At 43.9% G+C, this 17628-nt stretch carries 16 protein-coding genes; 1 reads left to right on the top strand and 15 read right to left on the bottom strand.

Going from position 1 to position 17628, the window contains the following annotated elements; all coding sequences use genetic code 11:
* Positions 1-21: 21 nt before the first annotated feature.
* Genes B3N34_RS06815 through B3N34_RS06805 form a run of 3 tightly spaced genes read right to left on the bottom strand, consistent with a single transcriptional unit; the run spans position 22 to position 2929 of the window.
* Positions 22-789 carry a helix-hairpin-helix domain-containing protein gene (locus B3N34_RS06815; RefSeq protein WP_286976118.1) on the bottom strand — a complete coding sequence of 256 codons (768 nt, stop codon included), beginning with the start codon at positions 787-789 and terminating at the stop codon, positions 22-24.
* A complete protein-coding gene (gene miaB, locus B3N34_RS06810) occupies positions 767-2128 on the bottom strand; it encodes a tRNA (N6-isopentenyl adenosine(37)-C2)-methylthiotransferase MiaB (RefSeq protein WP_286976116.1) in 1362 nt (453 codons plus the stop codon). The genes B3N34_RS06815 and miaB overlap by 23 nt, the downstream gene beginning before the upstream one ends.
* A 57-nt stretch (positions 2129-2185) precedes the next feature.
* Entirely contained in the window at positions 2186-2929 is a 744-nt protein-coding gene (locus tag B3N34_RS06805) for a sulfite exporter TauE/SafE family protein (RefSeq protein WP_273001844.1), read from the bottom strand.
* A 772-nt stretch (positions 2930-3701) separates the two neighbouring features.
* Here B3N34_RS06805 and greA point away from each other — a divergent pair.
* Complete coding sequence (greA, locus tag B3N34_RS06800) at positions 3702-4196, top strand: transcription elongation factor GreA (RefSeq protein WP_009200465.1); 495 nt, start codon at positions 3702-3704, stop codon at positions 4194-4196.
* Positions 4197-4258: 62 nt separating this feature from the next.
* Here the strand turns inward: greA and B3N34_RS06795 are convergent, their stop codons facing one another.
* The 12 genes from B3N34_RS06795 to B3N34_RS06740 all read right to left on the bottom strand — a co-directional run bounded on the left by B3N34_RS06795 (position 4259) and on the right by B3N34_RS06740 (position 17328).
* On the bottom strand, positions 4259-5209 hold the full coding sequence (locus tag B3N34_RS06795) for a D-alanine--D-alanine ligase family protein (protein WP_286976113.1): 951 nt from the start codon (positions 5207-5209) through the stop codon (positions 4259-4261).
* Positions 5206-6918 (bottom strand): OstA-like protein, encoded by a 1713-nt coding sequence (locus tag B3N34_RS06790; RefSeq protein ID WP_286976111.1) that lies wholly within the window; start codon positions 6916-6918, stop codon positions 5206-5208. Before B3N34_RS06790 ends, B3N34_RS06795 begins: the two co-directional genes overlap by 4 nt.
* Positions 6919-6952: 34 nt before the next feature.
* The gene (locus B3N34_RS06785) at positions 6953-7507 is read right to left on the bottom strand and encodes a hypothetical protein (protein WP_286976109.1); all 555 of its coding nucleotides are present in this window, start codon (positions 7505-7507) and stop codon (positions 6953-6955) included.
* Positions 7497-8672 carry a hypothetical protein gene (locus tag B3N34_RS06780; RefSeq protein WP_286976107.1) on the bottom strand — a complete coding sequence of 392 codons (1176 nt, stop codon included), beginning with the start codon at positions 8670-8672 and terminating at the stop codon, positions 7497-7499. Before B3N34_RS06780 ends, B3N34_RS06785 begins: the two co-directional genes overlap by 11 nt.
* Before the next feature lie 30 nt (positions 8673-8702).
* A complete protein-coding gene (locus B3N34_RS06775; RefSeq protein ID WP_213698742.1) occupies positions 8703-9128 on the bottom strand; it encodes a hypothetical protein in 426 nt (141 codons plus the stop codon).
* A 67-nt stretch (positions 9129-9195) separates the two neighbouring features.
* The gene (locus B3N34_RS06770; RefSeq protein ID WP_286976105.1) at positions 9196-10236 is read right to left on the bottom strand and encodes a hypothetical protein; all 1041 of its coding nucleotides are present in this window, start codon (positions 10234-10236) and stop codon (positions 9196-9198) included.
* A 14-nt stretch (positions 10237-10250) separates the two neighbouring features.
* The gene (locus B3N34_RS06765) at positions 10251-11855 is read right to left on the bottom strand and encodes a CTP synthase (protein WP_286976102.1); all 1605 of its coding nucleotides are present in this window, start codon (positions 11853-11855) and stop codon (positions 10251-10253) included.
* A 131-nt stretch (positions 11856-11986) separates the two neighbouring features.
* Positions 11987-13369: a phosphoglucomutase gene (locus B3N34_RS06760; RefSeq protein ID WP_286976100.1), complete on the bottom strand. Its 1383-nt coding sequence runs from the start codon at positions 13367-13369 to the stop codon at positions 11987-11989.
* Between the two features lie 5 nt (positions 13370-13374).
* A complete protein-coding gene (locus B3N34_RS06755; protein WP_286976098.1) occupies positions 13375-14799 on the bottom strand; it encodes a peptidoglycan DD-metalloendopeptidase family protein in 1425 nt (474 codons plus the stop codon).
* Between the two features lie 94 nt (positions 14800-14893).
* Positions 14894-16237 (bottom strand): transcription termination factor Rho, encoded by a 1344-nt coding sequence (gene rho / locus B3N34_RS06750; protein ID WP_286976095.1) that lies wholly within the window; start codon positions 16235-16237, stop codon positions 14894-14896.
* Positions 16227-16886 (bottom strand): fructose-6-phosphate aldolase, encoded by a 660-nt coding sequence (fsa, locus tag B3N34_RS06745; RefSeq protein ID WP_286976094.1) that lies wholly within the window; start codon positions 16884-16886, stop codon positions 16227-16229. The genes rho and fsa overlap by 11 nt, the downstream gene beginning before the upstream one ends.
* A complete protein-coding gene (locus B3N34_RS06740; protein WP_213698736.1) occupies positions 16870-17328 on the bottom strand; it encodes a hypothetical protein in 459 nt (152 codons plus the stop codon). Before B3N34_RS06740 ends, fsa begins: the two co-directional genes overlap by 17 nt.
* Between the last annotated feature and the right edge of the window lie 300 nt (positions 17329-17628).

Raw genomic sequence — 17628 nt, 5'->3', positions numbered from 1 at the left:
AAGGAGCTTCCCTGAATAACTTCATCGATAGCCAACGGTAATCAGAGGCCTGATTTTTTCCATCTTCTTGGGACCTATTCCCTTTACTTCAAGCAACTCCTCGACAGAACGAAAACCTCCCTTGTCCTCCCGATAGGATAATATCGCTTGAGCTGTCTTGGGCCCTATTCCGGGCAGCGACTGCAACATCTCGGCAGTTGCACTGTTCAGATCTATTAAATCGGAACTACCATGATAGTCCTCAAAGGCAGCTCCATCGATTTTCGGGGGCTTCAATTTACCCTTTTGGTCTATAAAGACCGCTTCCTTTTGCTCACTCAACGTTAGAGGGATATGTTCTCCTTTTTCTGGTACATGGACGTGACACCCATCTTTCAAGTTCGCCGCTAAATTGACGGCAACTGAATCGGCTTTCTCGGTAAGCCCTCCTGCTTCTGCCACCAATTCGTATACCCTGGATCCTTCCGGCAGTTTGTATACGCCGGGACTTTTAACTGCTCCCGTGATATACAAAACCCACACCTTCTCGGGAATGGACGTTCCTGCACCATTTGCGTCGTTTTCTCTTTTTGCTCCTTCGAATTTGGTGTTTGTAAGCTCATCGAGGCCGTAATATTTTTCATCTGTTTCATGGACTTTCGATTTGCCTAACGAATAGGCTGTCGAAACACCGATTGCCAAGATTAAGCATAGAAAAGCTGCAGCTATCCCTTTGAATCTTTTCCCTTTGCTGTATTTTTCAATTTTTCTTTTCGCTTCCTGTATTTTAAATTCTGACTTCGAGGACATCGCTAAAATCTCTAAAAGATACTATTTCGCCATATAAATACCAATTAGACGCACCAGTTATGCGCACTTCGCACAATTTACCAAGCATGCTTTCATCTCCCGGCACAAGCACCACCTTATCCGTAGGCGTCCTGCCCTGCAACATACCTTTGCCCCTAGGGGCAAAGTCGTCGAGCAATACTTCAAAAACCTTACCCTCTAAGATTTTGTTTTTTTTAAATGAAATCGCGTCTTGCAATTCGTTTACGATTGAAAGCCTTCTCTTTTTTTCTTCTTCAGGGATTTGATCGGGCATACTGGCTGCCGGAGTACCCTCTCTCGGAGAATAGGAAGCGGTATGAACTAAGTCGAATTCCATCGTTTTCAACATCTCCAATGTGCATTGAAAGTCTTCCTCCGTCTCACCGGGGAAACCAACGATTATGTCGCTGGTTATAGAAACTTCGGGCAGAGCCTCTCGCAGGCGCTTTATTATTCTTCCGTAGTCCTCAACTGTGTAACCCCTGTTCATTTTCTTCAAAATCCTGTTGCTCCCCGACTGAATCGGGAGGTTAACGGCCGGACAAATTTTCGATTCCTCTGCCATTGCTACTATTACGTCTTCGGTGAAGTCGCGTGGGTGAGAAGTGGTAAAACGAACTCTCAATAGTCCGGGAACCTTAGCCACATCTCGCAGGAGATTAGAAAATAGATAACCCTCTTTAAGATCCTTGCCGTAGGAGTCGACGTTCTGGCCTAAAAGAGTGACCTCGAGGACGCCATCATCTACGAGCTCGGATACTTCCTTTAATATCTCGCCAGGTCGCCTCGACACAAACCTTCCCCGTACATAGGGCACAATACAATAAGTACAGAAATTGTCGCATCCATGGGCAATGGTTACAAATGCCTTATAGGAATTGCTTCTGATCATTGGAGCATCATGTAGATCTATCAGTTCCCTGGGGTCTTCGTCGAGATATAAGACAGTTTTATGCCTCATTGCATTCTCCAAAGCATCGGGAACCCATCCTATATGTCTCGGCCCTGCTACGACCTTCACTTGTGGAAACCTCCGAAGCAAATCAGCTCCCATGTTTTGGGCCATACATCCGATAACTGCCAAAACAGGCTTACCCTTTGTCTTGTAGAGTTTCCCGTAACGCCCAATCTCGCTCAACACCTTTTGCTCGGCCTTTTCTCTAATGCTACAGGTTACAATTACCACTGCATCAGCTTTGTTTCTATCGGTCTCAATCCAGCCTCTTCGTATTAAGGATGTTCTCAACCGATCTCCATCGTATTGATTCATTTGACAACCGTATATATCGATAGCGAAACTAAAAGCCATTGACATCATTCCCTTTGCTGATCTTATCTTACAAAGATATTATAGGCACTTATCCATGGTCTAACATCACAGACTTAACAACATCCTTATGGCGCTTATCGTCACCACAACAGACAGTATCAACCTTAGCCACCTATTTCCTTTTAAAATGGCAAAATGCGCCCCTGCTATACCCCCAATGAAATTGCCTATTGCCAAAACGACACCTAATGGAAAGTTAACCATTCCGTTAAGGAGGAAAATCGCTAAGCTTAATGTGGTGAACATTGCTATGACTACGACTTTTAGCGCATTGGCGTGAAGAAGATCCTTACCTCCCAACCCGACAAGTGCCCATAAAAGGAAAAAACCTACACCCGCCTGTATAAATCCTCCGTAAACACCTATTAGAAACATGGCAAGGATCAAAACCCATCTGGGCAAGGAAATCTCGCGTTCGCGCTCCCACATATCCGGCTTCAATACCAAAAGTACGGCCATGCAACATATCAACACTGCTACTGCAATCCTCAAATATCTCTCATCCAAACTAACCGCTCCAAATGTGCCCAAGGCAGCACCTAAAAGAGAGGGCAACCCAAAAAACAAACAATCTTTGAGTCGAAAAAGTGATTTTTTATGAAAGTGTTGGGCAGCAAAGACGTTTTGAAACAAAACACCAACGCGATTGGTTGCGTTAGCCACCGATACATCTAAACCCATAAAAACTAAAAGAGGTATGGTAAGCAGGCTTCCCCCTCCGGCTAACACGTTCAAAAAACCTGAGCAAAAACCAACGGCAATTATCAATGCAACAGACAATATTGACATTAAAGTTCCTCCGATATTTTCAAAAAAATTTTAACGAAATGTGCATGATAATTAAACCAAGCCATATGACTTTGTCAAGTATTGTTTTGCTTTAATATCCTGACATTGCACTTTTTTATCGACTTCACCATCGGAAATCGCTGTGAAACCATTGAAATTCTCTTCATTTTGGGATACAATTTAGGTAAACCTAAATTAGAGGTGACATACCATGAAAAAATCAGCAATAGCGGTGTTAGCGGTAACAATACTGATATGCTTTTTTGGCTCAGCTTTGGCTCAAGGAAGTTATGGATTCAATGGAAAACATTTAGGTTATACACAGTACAATATTTATATCCCTAATACGATAAAAGAATGGAATCACGGACATGCGACAAATCATATTGCAGGATACAGATATTATTCTGCTGCCGTGCCATATAAAGTCAAAATCCCCACTTACATAGGCCAGAACATCCGTCACATGCAACAACATCGATTTAACTTACGATTAACATTGTATACAGATCCGGCAAACAGATTTAGGATATATCGTCTTCACGAATCGATATTATCTCTCCAAAACGAAATCGATCGATGGAAATTACGACAAAAAATTAGAATGCACGACTTATATGAAAATTAAATCGCCACATCCAGCAAAGGAGGACCCTCAACCTCGTCATTTCACTGGCAATTACGATGTGTCGATTGACATAGCCGATAAATGTTGTAAAATTCTTAAAGCCTAAGCGATCCATAAAGCTCTTTCCTCAAGGAGGTAAGGTATATGTCGACACAGAGAACCCAACAAGACGATGTCATCCTTATGACACGTGAAGGATATCAGAAGTTGAGGGCTGAATTGATTAAACTAAGAAGCGAAGGCCGATCGGAAATATCTCAGCAACTCGAAGAGGCCAGATCCTTTGGCGATTTGAGCGAAAACGCAGAATATCATGCAGCTAAAGAGGCCCAGGCAAAACTAGAGGCCAGAATTCAACAGTTGGAAACACAGTTATCCAAAGCTAAGGTGATAGAGAACGACCAAATAGATACCAGCCAGGTGACTTTAGGGACCAAGGTAACATTGAAAGATTTGGACTTGAATAGAGAATTCACCTATGTAATCGTTAATTCGGAAGAAACCGATCCCAACAATCATAAAATTTCTGTCTCTAGTCCCGTTGGGCAAGCGATAATAGGAAAGAGCGTGGGAGATGAGGTTATAGCAAGGGCGCCCCGCGGAGTTAGACGGCTTAAAATTCTTAATATAGAAGTGTAAAGACAAAATATTTAAAGAAAGCTTATAAGCGTCTTTTCTTTTCTCTTTATATCTAATTTTAATTAGAGCTTTTTATTCAGTGTATTTTGGATAAGTGCCTTCACAAATCTGTCGAAATCCCATCCGATCGCCTTTGCAGCTTTAGGGACCAAACTGGTACTCGTTAGTCCTGGAACTGTATTGACTTCCAATACATAGGGATTCCCTTGGGTATCGAGGCGCATATCTACCCTGCTGTACAGCTCACACCCCAAGCTGACATGGGCCATTAGCGCGGCCTCTTGAGTCCTTTTGGCGATCGAATCCTCTAATTGCGCCGGCACGAAATATGCGCTGTTGCCGGGTGTATATTTCGCTTTATAGCTATAAAGCGAATTTTTGGGGACTATTTCGATTACGGGAAATGCTTGTGGCTTGCCGTCATCCCAAACAGCAACGGTTATCTCTTTTCCAGAGATATAACGCTCCGCAATGATAAGGCTATCATAGCTTGAAGCCAGCTGAACAGCTTCATATACGTCGCTGGAGGATGTGATGACGGAAACACCCAATGTACTGCCACACCTCGCCGGTTTGATGACCATTTTACCGCCATTCAAAAAATAATCGTAGTATTCCAAGATTTTTTTGCAAGCGCCATTGATCCCCTCTTGAAATAAGTTGGCCTCAACACCATCGGGGGTGGGAATTCCGTCTCTTTGAAACCTATATTTACTCAATACTTTATTCATGGCAAGCATACATGCCTCAGATCCCGACCCTGTGTAGGGGATGTCGTAAAAATCAAGAAAGGCCTGCAACCTGCCGTCTTCTCCCCAGCTTCCGTGTAAGGCTATAAATATTACATCGCAATCACGCTCATTCATCAGCCTAACTACGTCTTTGACCGTTTCAACATAGCCATCCAATACATCGAACCCACACCTTGAAGCTGCTTCCAATACAGCCTTCCCACTCGCCAAAGAGACCTCACGTTCCGGGCTATCGCCTCCATACAACACTAAAACTCTCATTTTATGAAACCAACCTCCTGGGCCGGACTTCTTATCTCTTCGACCTCTCCGCCAAAGGTAATATTGCTCTCAGGGAAAGCTTTTATAACCAACCTCAAGCCGATCCAGTCGTCTTCATCTTCATCGGAATATAACGGTCTCTCATCTTTATATATTATCTCCCAGGCATAACAATGCTCATCGTATACCAGGCTTCCCACAACCTCATCCAAATGTTCGTCCCTGAAATCGTAAGCCGTCCTTACGGCAACCCTCCAGCGACTGCCCAAAGGAATCCCAACAGTCTGAAAGATCTCTCGCCTATCGTCGTAATCGTCCCAACTCATCGGCGATTCGCCCGTAGTCCAACGCTGAGCATAGCTTGTCACCATGGGGAATTCGCCGATGCGGTAACGCAAACCCCATATTACATCGATAATTTCCTGACGTTGACTTGGGTCATCGTATTTAAACCACTGATAACTAGACCAAATGAAGGGAGTGAAGTTATTGTTCTTTTTATCCAAGGGCAAAAAAGAAGTAGAAAAGTCGAAACCGTAACCCCATCTATCGACCGATGCCTCATCTTCACCTCTAACTCCCATAGCTTCATAATGCCCCCAATAAAGGGCGAGCCGCGATTTAGTCTTTGAGGTCAGATCGACCCAGGGAGTGAACAACTCGACTTCGGGAGACCGCCAAAGTACGCCATTGTAAGTTCTTCCCGATTCTTTTTTTATAGAAACGCTTTCTGCCTGAGTCCAATGAACCCTTCCGGAAAATCCTGCATTATGGTAGCCTGCACCCCAGCTGGGACGATATCTCTTTTCGTCCTCATCCGAATTATATAAATAGGCTGCCGAGGCAAATAAATTCCACTGATCGGTAAGAACGTAATTGCCCGATAATATCCACTCTTCATTCATATCAGACCAATAAGCCAGATGGGCATTTACGGACAGCCTGTCGTCCGTGACGATAGGGCCGTATCCTATGATTCCCGTTCCCTTGTCCGAGTCGTCCTTGAATTGATAAACGAAAGGACCGCCCGGCTTTCTTTCTTTTAAACTGACTTCATAGTTAAAAATATATGTGAAGAGCAATTTACCGTCCATATAGACCTTGGGACGCTTTAGAACCACTTTATTTCCCGGTATTACAGTCATTTTCGTAGTATAAAGGTGATAATGAGGTTGAGGCGCATCGCAAGTCGTATAGTTCGCCCTTTCCCAGACGGCAACGTGGGCCTCTCTGTCGGTCTTTTTTAAATCCTCCTTGCCCAACCAACCTTTCTCTAATGCCGCCTCTGCGGGTGCTACCATGACATCCCCGCCATATACGTAGACAGGGCCTTCTTGGCCCGATCCGTTTTGCATTACACCCTCCTGAGTCATTAAGTTGTATTCTAACTTATCTCCCCTTAAAATCCTTTCGCCCCATTCTAAAACGACAGGCTCGTTATCCTTGCTCTGGGCAAATACCATTGAGTTATTTACGTAATACTCAACGTAAGGAGCAGTAAGCGTCATATCGGCTCGTTTTATGACAACACTCCCTTCGGCCTCGGCACGGTTCTCAGCCTCAAAAAAAACCACTCTATCCGCTTCCAGCGTGATTGGCAAGGAAGCATCTTGAGCAACGGCACAAGTGCTTGCGAAAGATACAAAAAATATCAATAAAAAAATATAAATACCGTTTTTGCGTAGACTCGAATGGTCGCGTCTCATCATATTTAATTCCCCTTCTATTGGAACGAAAGTGATGTCATTTGTTTGCCAAGTCTTGCGCTTTATATACTACTTTAACCCTTTCAGACAATTGCATTTCACCGGAAAGGCGCACCACTCCTCTCCGGGACTCTATTTCTATTAAATCGCCAAAGGCACGAATGCCGTTATCAAAGAAAAAAAGTTTTTCGTCAGGTTTCCAGTGTATCTCAGGGGATTCCCAATGATACTTATCCGAATTTACCTGTGTAATGCCGTTGGCATCCTTTAAACTGACAACACCCCCGGACAATTCTGGAACGCTCCCCTTCTTAGCCTGCACCTTCCATTCGCTGTCGCTGCTTCCTTTAATGGAAATACTAATATCTTCAAGCACATACATATCTTTCGTCTTCCATCCTTTTTTAGCATCCAATATGTACAGACTATCGTCAATTATATTTTGATAATGGATATTTTCTACTGCAAAGACATTTTTATCACCGTCATCACTTTCGACAGTCAAATACAAATCCCTCACCAAAAAAGCGGCGAAGAAGCCGGCAAAAACGATAAAAAGAATTATAAGCCACAACCTCTTTTTACCAAACAATTCGCCACCTTCTCCTTTCTTCGACAACACCTAACACCTTACTTCGTTCAACTTTTAAAAGGAACATTTTCTGAATCCCGCTAATTTTTACTCTGTTGTCGTTGATCCACGCGAGATCATATCCATCGCTAAAAGCCCATCTGATGTTGGACTCCATCGCTGCTTTCTTGAAATCTTCAAATGAATAGGCATTTTGGCTTTCAGTCGATAGAAGCTTATACATCGTTTCAGTATCTCCGGCTATCCAGCTTTCTACAAAAAGCCTTACAACCTCCTCTTTGGTCATGGAAGTTTCTTTTTCGATGTCTTTCAACATGTTCTTCAAAAGTACGTCCGTATCTGTCTCTTGCGGTTCTTGTGCCCCAAGCAACGGATCGGGCCCGGGGGCTATCCTGGGCACAACAATCTTGTCGCTTTCACCGGCGACATCCTCTTTTTCAGAAGAAGTTGTTTCATCAGGAGCTTTCTTCTCCTTCATCCCTGTTTCTTTATCGTCACTTTCTACCGTGTGTGTAGCGGGAAGCTCTACCACGATCTTCTCAAATTTCGGTTTTTCCCCAGCATTTTCACTTTCATGCCAGGTTTCCTCAGTCTTTGTGTGTTTTTGAATATCGGCCTCAGCTTGTAATGTTTTCGACCCAAAGGGGAAAAGCATTTCTCTCGGCTCAAGACCGCCTAAAAGGACGGTAAATTCTTCGACGTCGATTTTTGGAAAATATACCAAACCCTGCAATAAACCGTATATGGGTTCATCGAAGCTGCTGTCATAAGCCAACAGGCACAATTTCTCTCCGTCTTTTTTCAAAAACAGGCGCTCTGATAAAGGATTCAAAGACAGAGGCTTTATGCCGAAATTATATATCGTAAGGAGAAAAGGCTCGCTTTCGTCGAGCCTTAAATCCTTGACAAAGGCCCGGCGATACTTTTCTTTATCTTGTTCGCCGAACCCTTGTCTTTTAGCTTCAATGGAAACCCAAGGGTCTACAATATCTTCGGGATAATGTACCAGCCATACCAGGCAATCCGTACCCCAGCAAAAGGCCGTGTTGCCTTGAAGCTTTTCCACCAGTTCTATGGCAACATCTTCTGCCCACGCCGACCCCGCAATAAGACGACATAGGCAGAAGAATATCGAAATCAAAGCTATCCAGCTTATCTTCCTCAAAAGATGAACCCCTTCTTTGTACATTTGCGATTATAACTTGTAATCTATAACAGCAGAAACGCCCACTCCTTGAACTCTTCTAAATCGCTCCAAAGGGTTTAGAGAATCAATGGGTATTAAAATTTCTATCCTGAAGCGATCCTGAAACTTGGCATCGATCCTTGCTACAGCTTTCGTATTATCTATGGCCGATTTTGGGCCCGAAACCTGGGCAGCACCTATGCGCGTTCCTTGGCCTACGGATACTATTGGCACAACTTTGGTAGATTCTTCAGAAGCCACACCTCTATTTAACGTGACAGTGTTTATGAAATCGTTAAGGGGATCAGCTATAGTCTCTACCAAAAAACCTCCCCCAATAACGCCTATTATATCCGATACATCGAAGGCATATGCAATGCCTCCTCCTGTAGAAATCATTGCAGCCAAAGACAAAATTAAGATAATTTTCTTCATGCTTTACCCCTCCAATAACATATGCATTAGTCGTTAACGACTAGGCATAATGTAATTATCTTTATCCCTATTTGGTTTTATTGTTAGTCGTAGATGTATTTTCCGTTTGCTCGACCTCTTCCGCAGGAGGAGGTGTCTGCGACGGGTTAATTATACTTTGCAACATCTCGGGCACGGGATAGGCCCTTACAGTCGTAGCTTTAGCAGTTTCCAGATAAAAAGGGGTACCTGCCGGTATGTCTTTGACATCGCCCTTCACGAGCATTCCACCTGCAAAACCGAGAGGACCGAGCAGAATAGCACCGACAAAACTGGCTCCGGCCGCTGCAATTACGCTATCGTCGGCCTTGCTGGCTTTTTCTGCTTCTTCGCCCATCATTACCGGGATTTTATTTACAAGGTCTAAAGGTATGATATGATCGAAGGCGATTTTAACCTCTGCAGGTCTACCAAAACTCCTGGGAGGTTTTATGCTGTCAATTCTACCGAGAACGTAGCTTCCTGAAGGGGCGATCAAGGATGTATTTACGACAAAATCACCCTGCATTACAAGCTCAACGGAATCTCCCACCTTTACGTCCTGAGGCGATAGAGTGTTCTTCAAGGCCACTTTAAAAACCTTTTTGTCGGGAACTTCAACTTCCTCCCATGTTATGCCCTCAGGAAGTATTAAGCCTACTATTCGCTCAAGCCTCATCGCAAAGGGGCCGTCTATTTTAGGTTCACCCTCCAGCAACTTCTCAAGAGCTTCTAGGCGTTCCTTCAAATTGCCGTCGCCAATCTTCTGTGTTACGATCCACTCGCATACCCCTAACTTAAAAATGAAGGACGGTTGATCCGGCAATCCATTCTCCAGAAAATTCAAGAAAGCTTGTTGACGTTCCGAAAGGCTTCCCGGCAACTCTCTCCCGAAATATGCTTTCTCTATTTCGGACAAACGAGACATTAATCCTCCGCTTTTAGGCTGCCCATAGGTCAACTCTTCGATGTGGGATAGAATCTCAAAAGGGGGTTTATCAAGGGCTTCTTCCCCGTATGCAGCCATGTTACTAGAGATAATCATCGCTATTGCCATTACTATAAGCAGGCTTTTCAGTTTCCCTCTCATGACAGTCGCTCCCTTCAGTTTATAATAGAGCCATTCTTCAAAGCTGCCCCTACAAAAGACGAAAAGAGGGGATGCGGTCTCGTAGGGCGAGATTTAAATTCGGGATGGAACTGAACACCGACAAACCACGGGTGATCCCTCAATTCGACAATTTCAACCAAATTTCTGTCGGGGCACACTCCTGAAACAAGTAAACCTTCTTTCTCCAAGCGACTCCTGTAATCGTTATTAAATTCCCACCTATGACGATGTCTTTCGTAGACCATAGCTTCTCCGTATGCCTCATAGGCCAGAGTACCCTGTTTTATTTCGCAGGGGTAGGACCCAAGCCTCATACTGCCGCCCACATCGGATATGTTTTTTTGTTCTTCCAATAAATGAATGACAGGGTTGGGCGTTCCCGGATCAAATTCGGAGCTATGGGCAGAAACAATGGAACAAACGTTTCTGGCAAATTCTACTACAGCAATTTGCATTCCCAGACACAGGCCGAGGTAAGGTATCCTATTTTCGCGAGCATATCGCGCAGCCATGATCTTTCCTTCAATTCCTCTTCTACCAAATCCGCCGGGCACCAATATGCCATTCACCCCTTTTAGAATGTTGACTCCCTGCCGTTCGAGCTCCTCCGCCTCTACGTAACGAATGTTTACATGAGCACCGTTGTTAACCGACGCGTGTTCCAGTGCTTCCTTGACGGAGAGATAGGCGTCTTTGTGTCCTACATATTTTCCCACTAGGGCTATTTCGACATTTTTTGAAGAATTTTCGCTCCGTCGTAAGTAATTTTCCCATTCTTTCAAATCTGGCTCTTCGCTGTTTTCAAGGTTCAGCATCTCCATAACCATGGTATCGAATCCCTGATCGCGCAGTAGCATGGGTATTTTGTAAATATTATCACAATCAATGGCTTCTACAACGTTCTTTTTCTTTACATTGCAAAATAGAGCTATTTTATCTCTCAGTTCTTCTTGCAAAGGAAGGCTTGTCCTGCATACAACTACGTCAGGTTGAATTCCAATACGCCGTAACTCGTTTACGCTATGTTGGGTTGGTTTGGTCTTTAATTCTCCTGCCGTGGGTATAAAGGGAACCAGAGTGACATGACAATATACTACGTTTTCCCTGCCGACTCTGTAACCAAACTGCCTGATGGCTTCCAAAAAAGGCTGACCCTCAATATCCCCTACAGTTCCACCTATCTCTACCAATACTACATCAAAGCCTTCTCCAGCTTTTTGAATCCTCTCCTGTATTTCATTCGTGATGTGCGGTATGACCTGAACGGTGGCTCCCAGATACTTGCCCTCCCGTTCTTTTTTTATTACAGAGGAATACACCTGACCTGTAGTTACATTATTTTTAGCCATTAAAGATTCGTCAATAAACCTTTCGTAATGCCCAAGATCCAAATCCGTTTCTGCACCATCGTCGGTCACAAAAACTTCACCATGCTGATAGGGGTTCATCGTGCCGGCATCCACATTGATGTATGGATCCAATTTAATAGCCGTCACCTTATAGCCTCTTCGTTTAAGCAACAGCCCCAGCGATGCTGCCGTAATGCCTTTTCCAAGAGATGAAACCACGCCTCCGGTAACAAAAACGTACTTACTCATATGTATACCTCCGTAACGAGCCTTAAATTTATTTTAAGATAGTAAATATCATATCATCTAAAAAGGCCGAGGAGGCTCTTCTCTCGGCCAAAGGTAGCAAATATAAATTAATTTGACATGGTAAAAACTGCTTATTTTACATCAAGTCCGAATACATTCACTGCACTCTCTTTAAATTTTTGCAAGATATCTTCTCCCTTTGCCTCGACATAAAGGCGAACTACGTCTTCAGTTCCCGATGGTCTCAATAAAATCCACGCCCTCTCGCAGATAATTTTCAATCCATCGTCTCTTTTTACAGATATAACAGCATCGCCGCAAAAGGAACGATCATGCCAACTGTCGATTAAGGAAATTACTTTTTCCTTCTGCTCATGGACAACTTTGAAGTCGAGCCTTGTGGAGACATATTTTGCACCAATTTTATCGTATACTGCTTCAAGCAATTCCTTTAAGCTGCGCCCCGTTTCAACGACAGCCTTTAATACCAGAAGGCAGATGAGGATGCCATCTTTTTCAGGGATATGTCCTGCTATGGAAGCTCCCCCGGACTCTTCCCCCGCCAACAAAACCTTTTCCTTCAAGAGCAATTGGCCTAAATATTTAAATCCCACAGGGGTTTCCCAAACCCGTTGGCCTGTAAGTTTAGCTATTTCGTCCAACATATGTGTCGTAGCCACAGTTCTTGCCACTCCACCGGTGCGACCGGTTTCCAGCAAATATGAATATAGTATGGCTAATATATAGTTTGCCGGGTAAAATTCACCTTTTTCGTCGACAACTCCAAATCTATCGGCATCGCCATCCGTAGAAAGTCCAATTACATTCAATTCATTTACCTTACCTATGAGAGACTCCAAAGTCTCTTTTTTGGGCTCCGGACTTAATCCTGCGAAGTCAGGCCTTATATCTTCATTTATAGAAATTGCTTCAAACCCACACTCTCGCAATATTCGAGGCAAATATCTGCCGCCAACACCGTGTAATGTATCGACAACGATCTTTTGGGCATTGCCTTCCAATTGAACGATACCCTTGATGTGGGTTATATATGATTCGGTGGGGTCGGCATATTCTATGTTTTCGTTGGAAGTGTCTACAGAAGGCGGCGCCATCGTTATGTAAGACTCAATTTTGCCGGTGATATCGGGTGTGGCCGGACCCGCAAAATAGGGAATATATTTGAGCCCCTGATACTCAGGAGGATTATGGCTTGCAGTGAACATTATTGCTCCTCTTGCACCATATTCCTTTACAGCATAAGCGCACGTTGGAGTAGCTGTCGGTCCTTCCAATATCGTCGGCTTAAGCCCCATAGCTGCCAGAACCCCGGCAGCTATGGCTGCAAATTTTTCGCCCAGAAAACGGCCATCACGAGCCACCAGCACGCTTGTCTTATCACCGTATTCTTCAAGTATATATTTACCTATCGCCCAACTAACCCTTTTTACATTATCGACGGTAAAATCGTCTGCTATTATTCCACGCCATCCATCGGTCCCAAATTTAATCACAATTATCACCTCAAGTACTTCAAAGGATTGACGGGAGAATTATTTTTTCTGACTTCAAAATGTAGATGTGATCCCGTAGCCCTGCCAGTCGCTCCCACAGTCGCAATTACCTGACCTGCGCTAACCCTCTGACCTCTCTTTACCGAAATGCTGTTGCAGTGGCCGTATAATGTCCTATATCCTCGACCATGATCTATTACGACTGTGCGGCCATATCCCCCCATCCATCCGGCGTGAACAACACGACCCGCCGCTGCAGCAGCTATGCGAGTACCCCTAGGGGCGGCAATATCCAAACCCGTATGAAGATCTTTACGACCCGAAAAGGGATCTCGCCTATATCCGAATCGGCTCGTAAGTCGTCCTCTTACGGGCCATCTAAATCCTATAGAACCGCTGTTTCCATCGGCCCTAGAAGTCCCGCTTGTAAAACTGCTCAGATCCTTTGCTCCCGGCAAGAAGATTTCGCTTCCGGCTATCAAGACTGCATCAGTATCAATTGAATTCGCAGCCGCAATTGCCTCAATGTAAATTCCGTATTTTTTTGCAATAGAGCTTATAGTATCTCCCTTGTTTACCTTGTAAAATATACCGTCCTGGTTGGGGATCCTTAATTTGCTGCCTGGTTTCAGTAAGTCAGGATTCTTCAGATCATTACAACCAAATAAAGTATTGATATCCAAATTCACTTTATTTGCTATCGTCCAGAGGCTGTCCCCTTCTTGGACTGTATAAGTACGGGTTTCTACCTTTGGGGCGGACTTTGCTTCTTCTTCGGCTTTAGCGCGCCTTTTTAACAGCTCTTTCAAAACGACGTCGACATTGTCCTTAGATGTTGGGATTAAGAGAATATCGCCGACATTCAACTTGTGTATGTTGCTAATTTGATTGGCCTTGGCGATATCTTCAATCGAAATTCCGTACTCCGTGTATATTTTGACTATACCGGCCAAGGTTTCGCCCTGTTGAACTTCATGTACCCGATAATCGGGCGTTACCTCTTCGAGAATTATCTCACCGCTACTCTTATCGTTTCCAGCTTGGAGAGCAGTATCCTGCCCGTTAAAGTACTCTTCTTGCAACTTGTTTAGTTTTTCCTGGACATCATTTCCCGGCTCTTTTTCTTGCGAGTCTGCGTTGTTCAAAGTTAGTTCCTTAAACATTATTGCCCCGGAACCGTCTGGCAAAGGACCTATGGCACCCATATCTCCATCGGGGATAAGGAGGTCCGTTACATCAACGATCAAGTACCCAGGCAAGCCAAATTCTTTTACTTCCAAAAAACCTAAGCTTTCCAGTGCTTCTACTTTTGACCTTTGAAGGGCAGCTGCGGCTATAAATACCGTAGCGGAAATCATTAACGCAACAAATACGAGAAAATCCAACCTTTTCTTAAAGGACTTACCATTAACAGGATCGTGCCCGGACATCTCTCCCCCTCCTAAAACCTAGGCTACGGTATTGATTTAACTCCAGGGTTAAAATTACCTGAAAAACGAAAAGGATGCAACCGTAATTTTGATATTAAACCTTGATAGTCATCAAAAATTCCTTATTTGAGGATGTTTGCCTTAGTTTTTCCAGTATCAAATTCAAGACCTCAGCTTCGTCGAGGTTCGCTATTCTCCTCCTCAGAGTCCATATCTTAGTCATTTCCTCTTGACTTAAGAGCAACTCTTCCCTTCTGGTGCCAGATCTGAGAAGGTCCATAGCAGGGAAGATCCTTTGCTCGGCCAACTTTCGAGACAGATGAATTTCCATATTTCCAGTGCCCTTGAACTCCTCGTATATCACGTCATCCATCCTGCTTCCGGTGTCCACTAAAGCCGTACCCACTATAGTAAGGCTTCCGCCTTCTTCGATGTTTCTGGCAGCACCAAAGAACTTCTTTGGAAAATATAACGCGACGGGGTCCATACCTCCGGACAGAGTCCTGCCCGATGGCGGAACGATCAAATTAGACGCTCGAGCAAGACGAGTAATGGAATCAAGCAATAAAACAACATCCCTATGAACTTCGACCAGACGCTTAGCCTTTTCGATGGCCAAATTAGCCACTCTTATGTGTTCTTCGGCCGGCCTGTCAAAGGTAGATGCGATAATCTCCCCATCAACGGAGCGTTGCATATCTGTGACTTCCTCAGGTCTTTCATCTATAAGCAGCACCATCAGTATGGCTTCGGGGTTATTTGCAGTAACGGCATTGGCGATCTCCTTCAGAAGTGTAGTCTTGCCGGCTTTTGGGGGAGATACTATCAAAGCCCTTTGCCCCTTCCCCATAGGGGCAAAGAGGTCGATTAAACGAGTTGACAATATGTCCGATCTTGTTTCTAATTTAAGCTTTTCATTCGGAAATATCGGCGTGAGACGTTCGAAATGGGGCCTCTGCCTAGCCATCTCGGGATCGGAGAAATTTACCATCTCGACCCGCAGCAAAGCATCGTAATGCTCCTGATCCTTCGGGGGCCTAACCATTCCCCAAACCACATCGCCATTACGCAGATCGAATCGCCTGATTTGAGACACAGAAACGTATATATCGTGATCACTGGGCAGCAGCCCTGAAGGTCTCAAGAAACCGTATCCCTCGGGCAGAATTTCCAACGTTCCCCCGCTAAAACGCAATCCAAGTTTATCAGCCTGCCTAGCTAAAATAGCAACAACCAAATCATCCTTACGCCTTAAAGTTGTAACAGAAGGAACGGAAATTTCTCTGGCTATCTGGCGTAGATCCTGGATTGTGGCCTTAATCAATTCCCTGAAGGTGTATCTGGGGCGCGGAACTACGGTTGCCACTTCCTGTTCTTCCTCAACCGCTATTTTTTTGGTGCTTTCCGTTGCTTGATCTTCAATGGCATTAGTACCCATGATGCTTAACGTATACCTCCCAATCAGCTAAAAACTTTTTTAAACCCTTATCCGTCAAAGGATGATTAAACATTTGCTCCAAAACGTTAAAGGGGAGCGTAACAACATGTGCTCCCGCAACGACTGCATCAAAAACATGTCTCGAATGTCTGATGCTCGCTGCAATAATTTCAGTTTTTATGTTATGGATCGAAAAAATCTGCGCTATATCTCGAACCAACCCGATTCCATCCTCACCAATATCATCAAGCCGACCGACAAAGGGGCTAACATAGGCAGCTCCCGCCAAGGCTGCAAGCAAAGCCTGTTGAGGCGAAAAAACCAACGTGACGTTTACTGGAATTCCCTCTGAAGATAGCTTTTTAGTAGCTGCTATCCCGTTTTGTATCATAGGGATCTTAACCACGATATTTGGATCCAAAGAACTCAACGATCTTGCCTCTGCAATCATTTCTTCGGTATCCATCGATATTACCTCGGCACTAACGGGACCTTTAACAATCTCCGCTATCTTCTTCACATGTTGACGAAAGGAAATTGAACCCTCTTTCGCAACTAAAGAGGGATTTGTGGTAACACCTCTGATGACCCCCCATTCAAGACCTTTTTCAATCTCGTTGATATTTGCAGTGTCAAGAAATAATTTCACTCTCAGAACCTCCTATCGAAAAGGAAATATCAGCTAATCGCACGCCTTTGCAAGTTATATAAAATTCATACAATCCTTTTTTTAAGGGAGTACCATCGTCGCGCAGTAAATAAAAAACCTTCACCCCTTCTCCATCTAAATAAACACTCTCGTTATGAATCAAATCACCCTCGTAATACCATTCAACACAAGAATCGAAGTAACTGCTGCCCCGGTAGGTAAAGGCGACACACACTTGCGTTATACCATAGGAAAAACCGGAAGAACTCGAAACTACATTAACGGGCACGAGATCACTGGTTAAATCCTCACATACTATGATATTAGTAATCTCTATTGCACCAGAAATCATGTCGCTACGAACCGTAACGACAAAGGAGGGGACTAACAATATAGCGACTGCAAGAATAAATATTAAAGGCTTTTTAGTCGCATCGTCCATTAATAAATACCACACCTTCCAAGTTATGGCAAGTAGTTATTGGCTCTATTTGCGTTATTCTTCCCGGCATTTCCATGATGTCAACTAAAAACATCGGCTTTATATACAGTTCATACGGTTTTTAGTGGTCCAATAGCTAAATGAACTGTTGCCTACTACTCGAGGGTGCTGTTTAATGATACTACAACAGGAAAAATTTTTCAGTATATATAAATTGTACGTAATTTATTTGTGAAATTTTTGGAGTGAATTTGACTCTTTTTCAAAAAAACAACGTTAGATTTTATTGTCGAAAACTTG

Origin of the sequence: Acetomicrobium sp. UBA5826 (assembly GCF_002433005.1) — a bacterium.
Lineage (GTDB): Bacteria > Synergistota > Synergistia > Synergistales > Acetomicrobiaceae > Acetomicrobium.
Note: the sequence above shows the minus strand (reverse complement) of the source record. Positions and strands in the feature narration are given on the sequence as shown.

Excerpts from the sequence above, each read along its gene's own strand:
- rho (WP_286976095.1), bottom strand. The coding sequence starts at position 16,237 with ATGGGTACTAATGCCATTGAAGATCAAGCAACGGAAAGCACCAAAAAA.
- B3N34_RS06740 (WP_213698736.1), bottom strand. The coding sequence starts at position 17,328 with ATGGACGATGCGACTAAAAAGCCTTTAATATTTATTCTTGCAGTCGCT.
- B3N34_RS06805 (WP_273001844.1), bottom strand. The coding sequence starts at position 2,929 with ATGTCAATATTGTCTGTTGCATTGATAATTGCCGTTGGTTTTTGCTCA.
- greA (WP_009200465.1), top strand. The coding sequence starts at position 3,702 with ATGTCGACACAGAGAACCCAACAAGACGATGTCATCCTTATGACACGT.
- B3N34_RS06795 (WP_286976113.1), bottom strand. The coding sequence starts at position 5,209 with ATGAGAGTTTTAGTGTTGTATGGAGGCGATAGCCCGGAACGTGAGGTC.
- B3N34_RS06770 (WP_286976105.1), bottom strand. The coding sequence starts at position 10,236 with ATGAGAGGGAAACTGAAAAGCCTGCTTATAGTAATGGCAATAGCGATG.
- B3N34_RS06815 (WP_286976118.1), bottom strand. The coding sequence starts at position 789 with ATGTCCTCGAAGTCAGAATTTAAAATACAGGAAGCGAAAAGAAAAATT.
- miaB (WP_286976116.1), bottom strand. The coding sequence starts at position 2,128 with ATGATGTCAATGGCTTTTAGTTTCGCTATCGATATATACGGTTGTCAA.
- B3N34_RS06790 (WP_286976111.1), bottom strand. The coding sequence starts at position 6,918 with ATGATGAGACGCGACCATTCGAGTCTACGCAAAAACGGTATTTATATT.
- B3N34_RS06755 (WP_286976098.1), bottom strand. The coding sequence starts at position 14,799 with ATGTCCGGGCACGATCCTGTTAATGGTAAGTCCTTTAAGAAAAGGTTG.
- B3N34_RS06775 (WP_213698742.1), bottom strand. The coding sequence starts at position 9,128 with ATGAAGAAAATTATCTTAATTTTGTCTTTGGCTGCAATGATTTCTACA.
- B3N34_RS06765 (WP_286976102.1), bottom strand. The coding sequence starts at position 11,855 with ATGAGTAAGTACGTTTTTGTTACCGGAGGCGTGGTTTCATCTCTTGGA.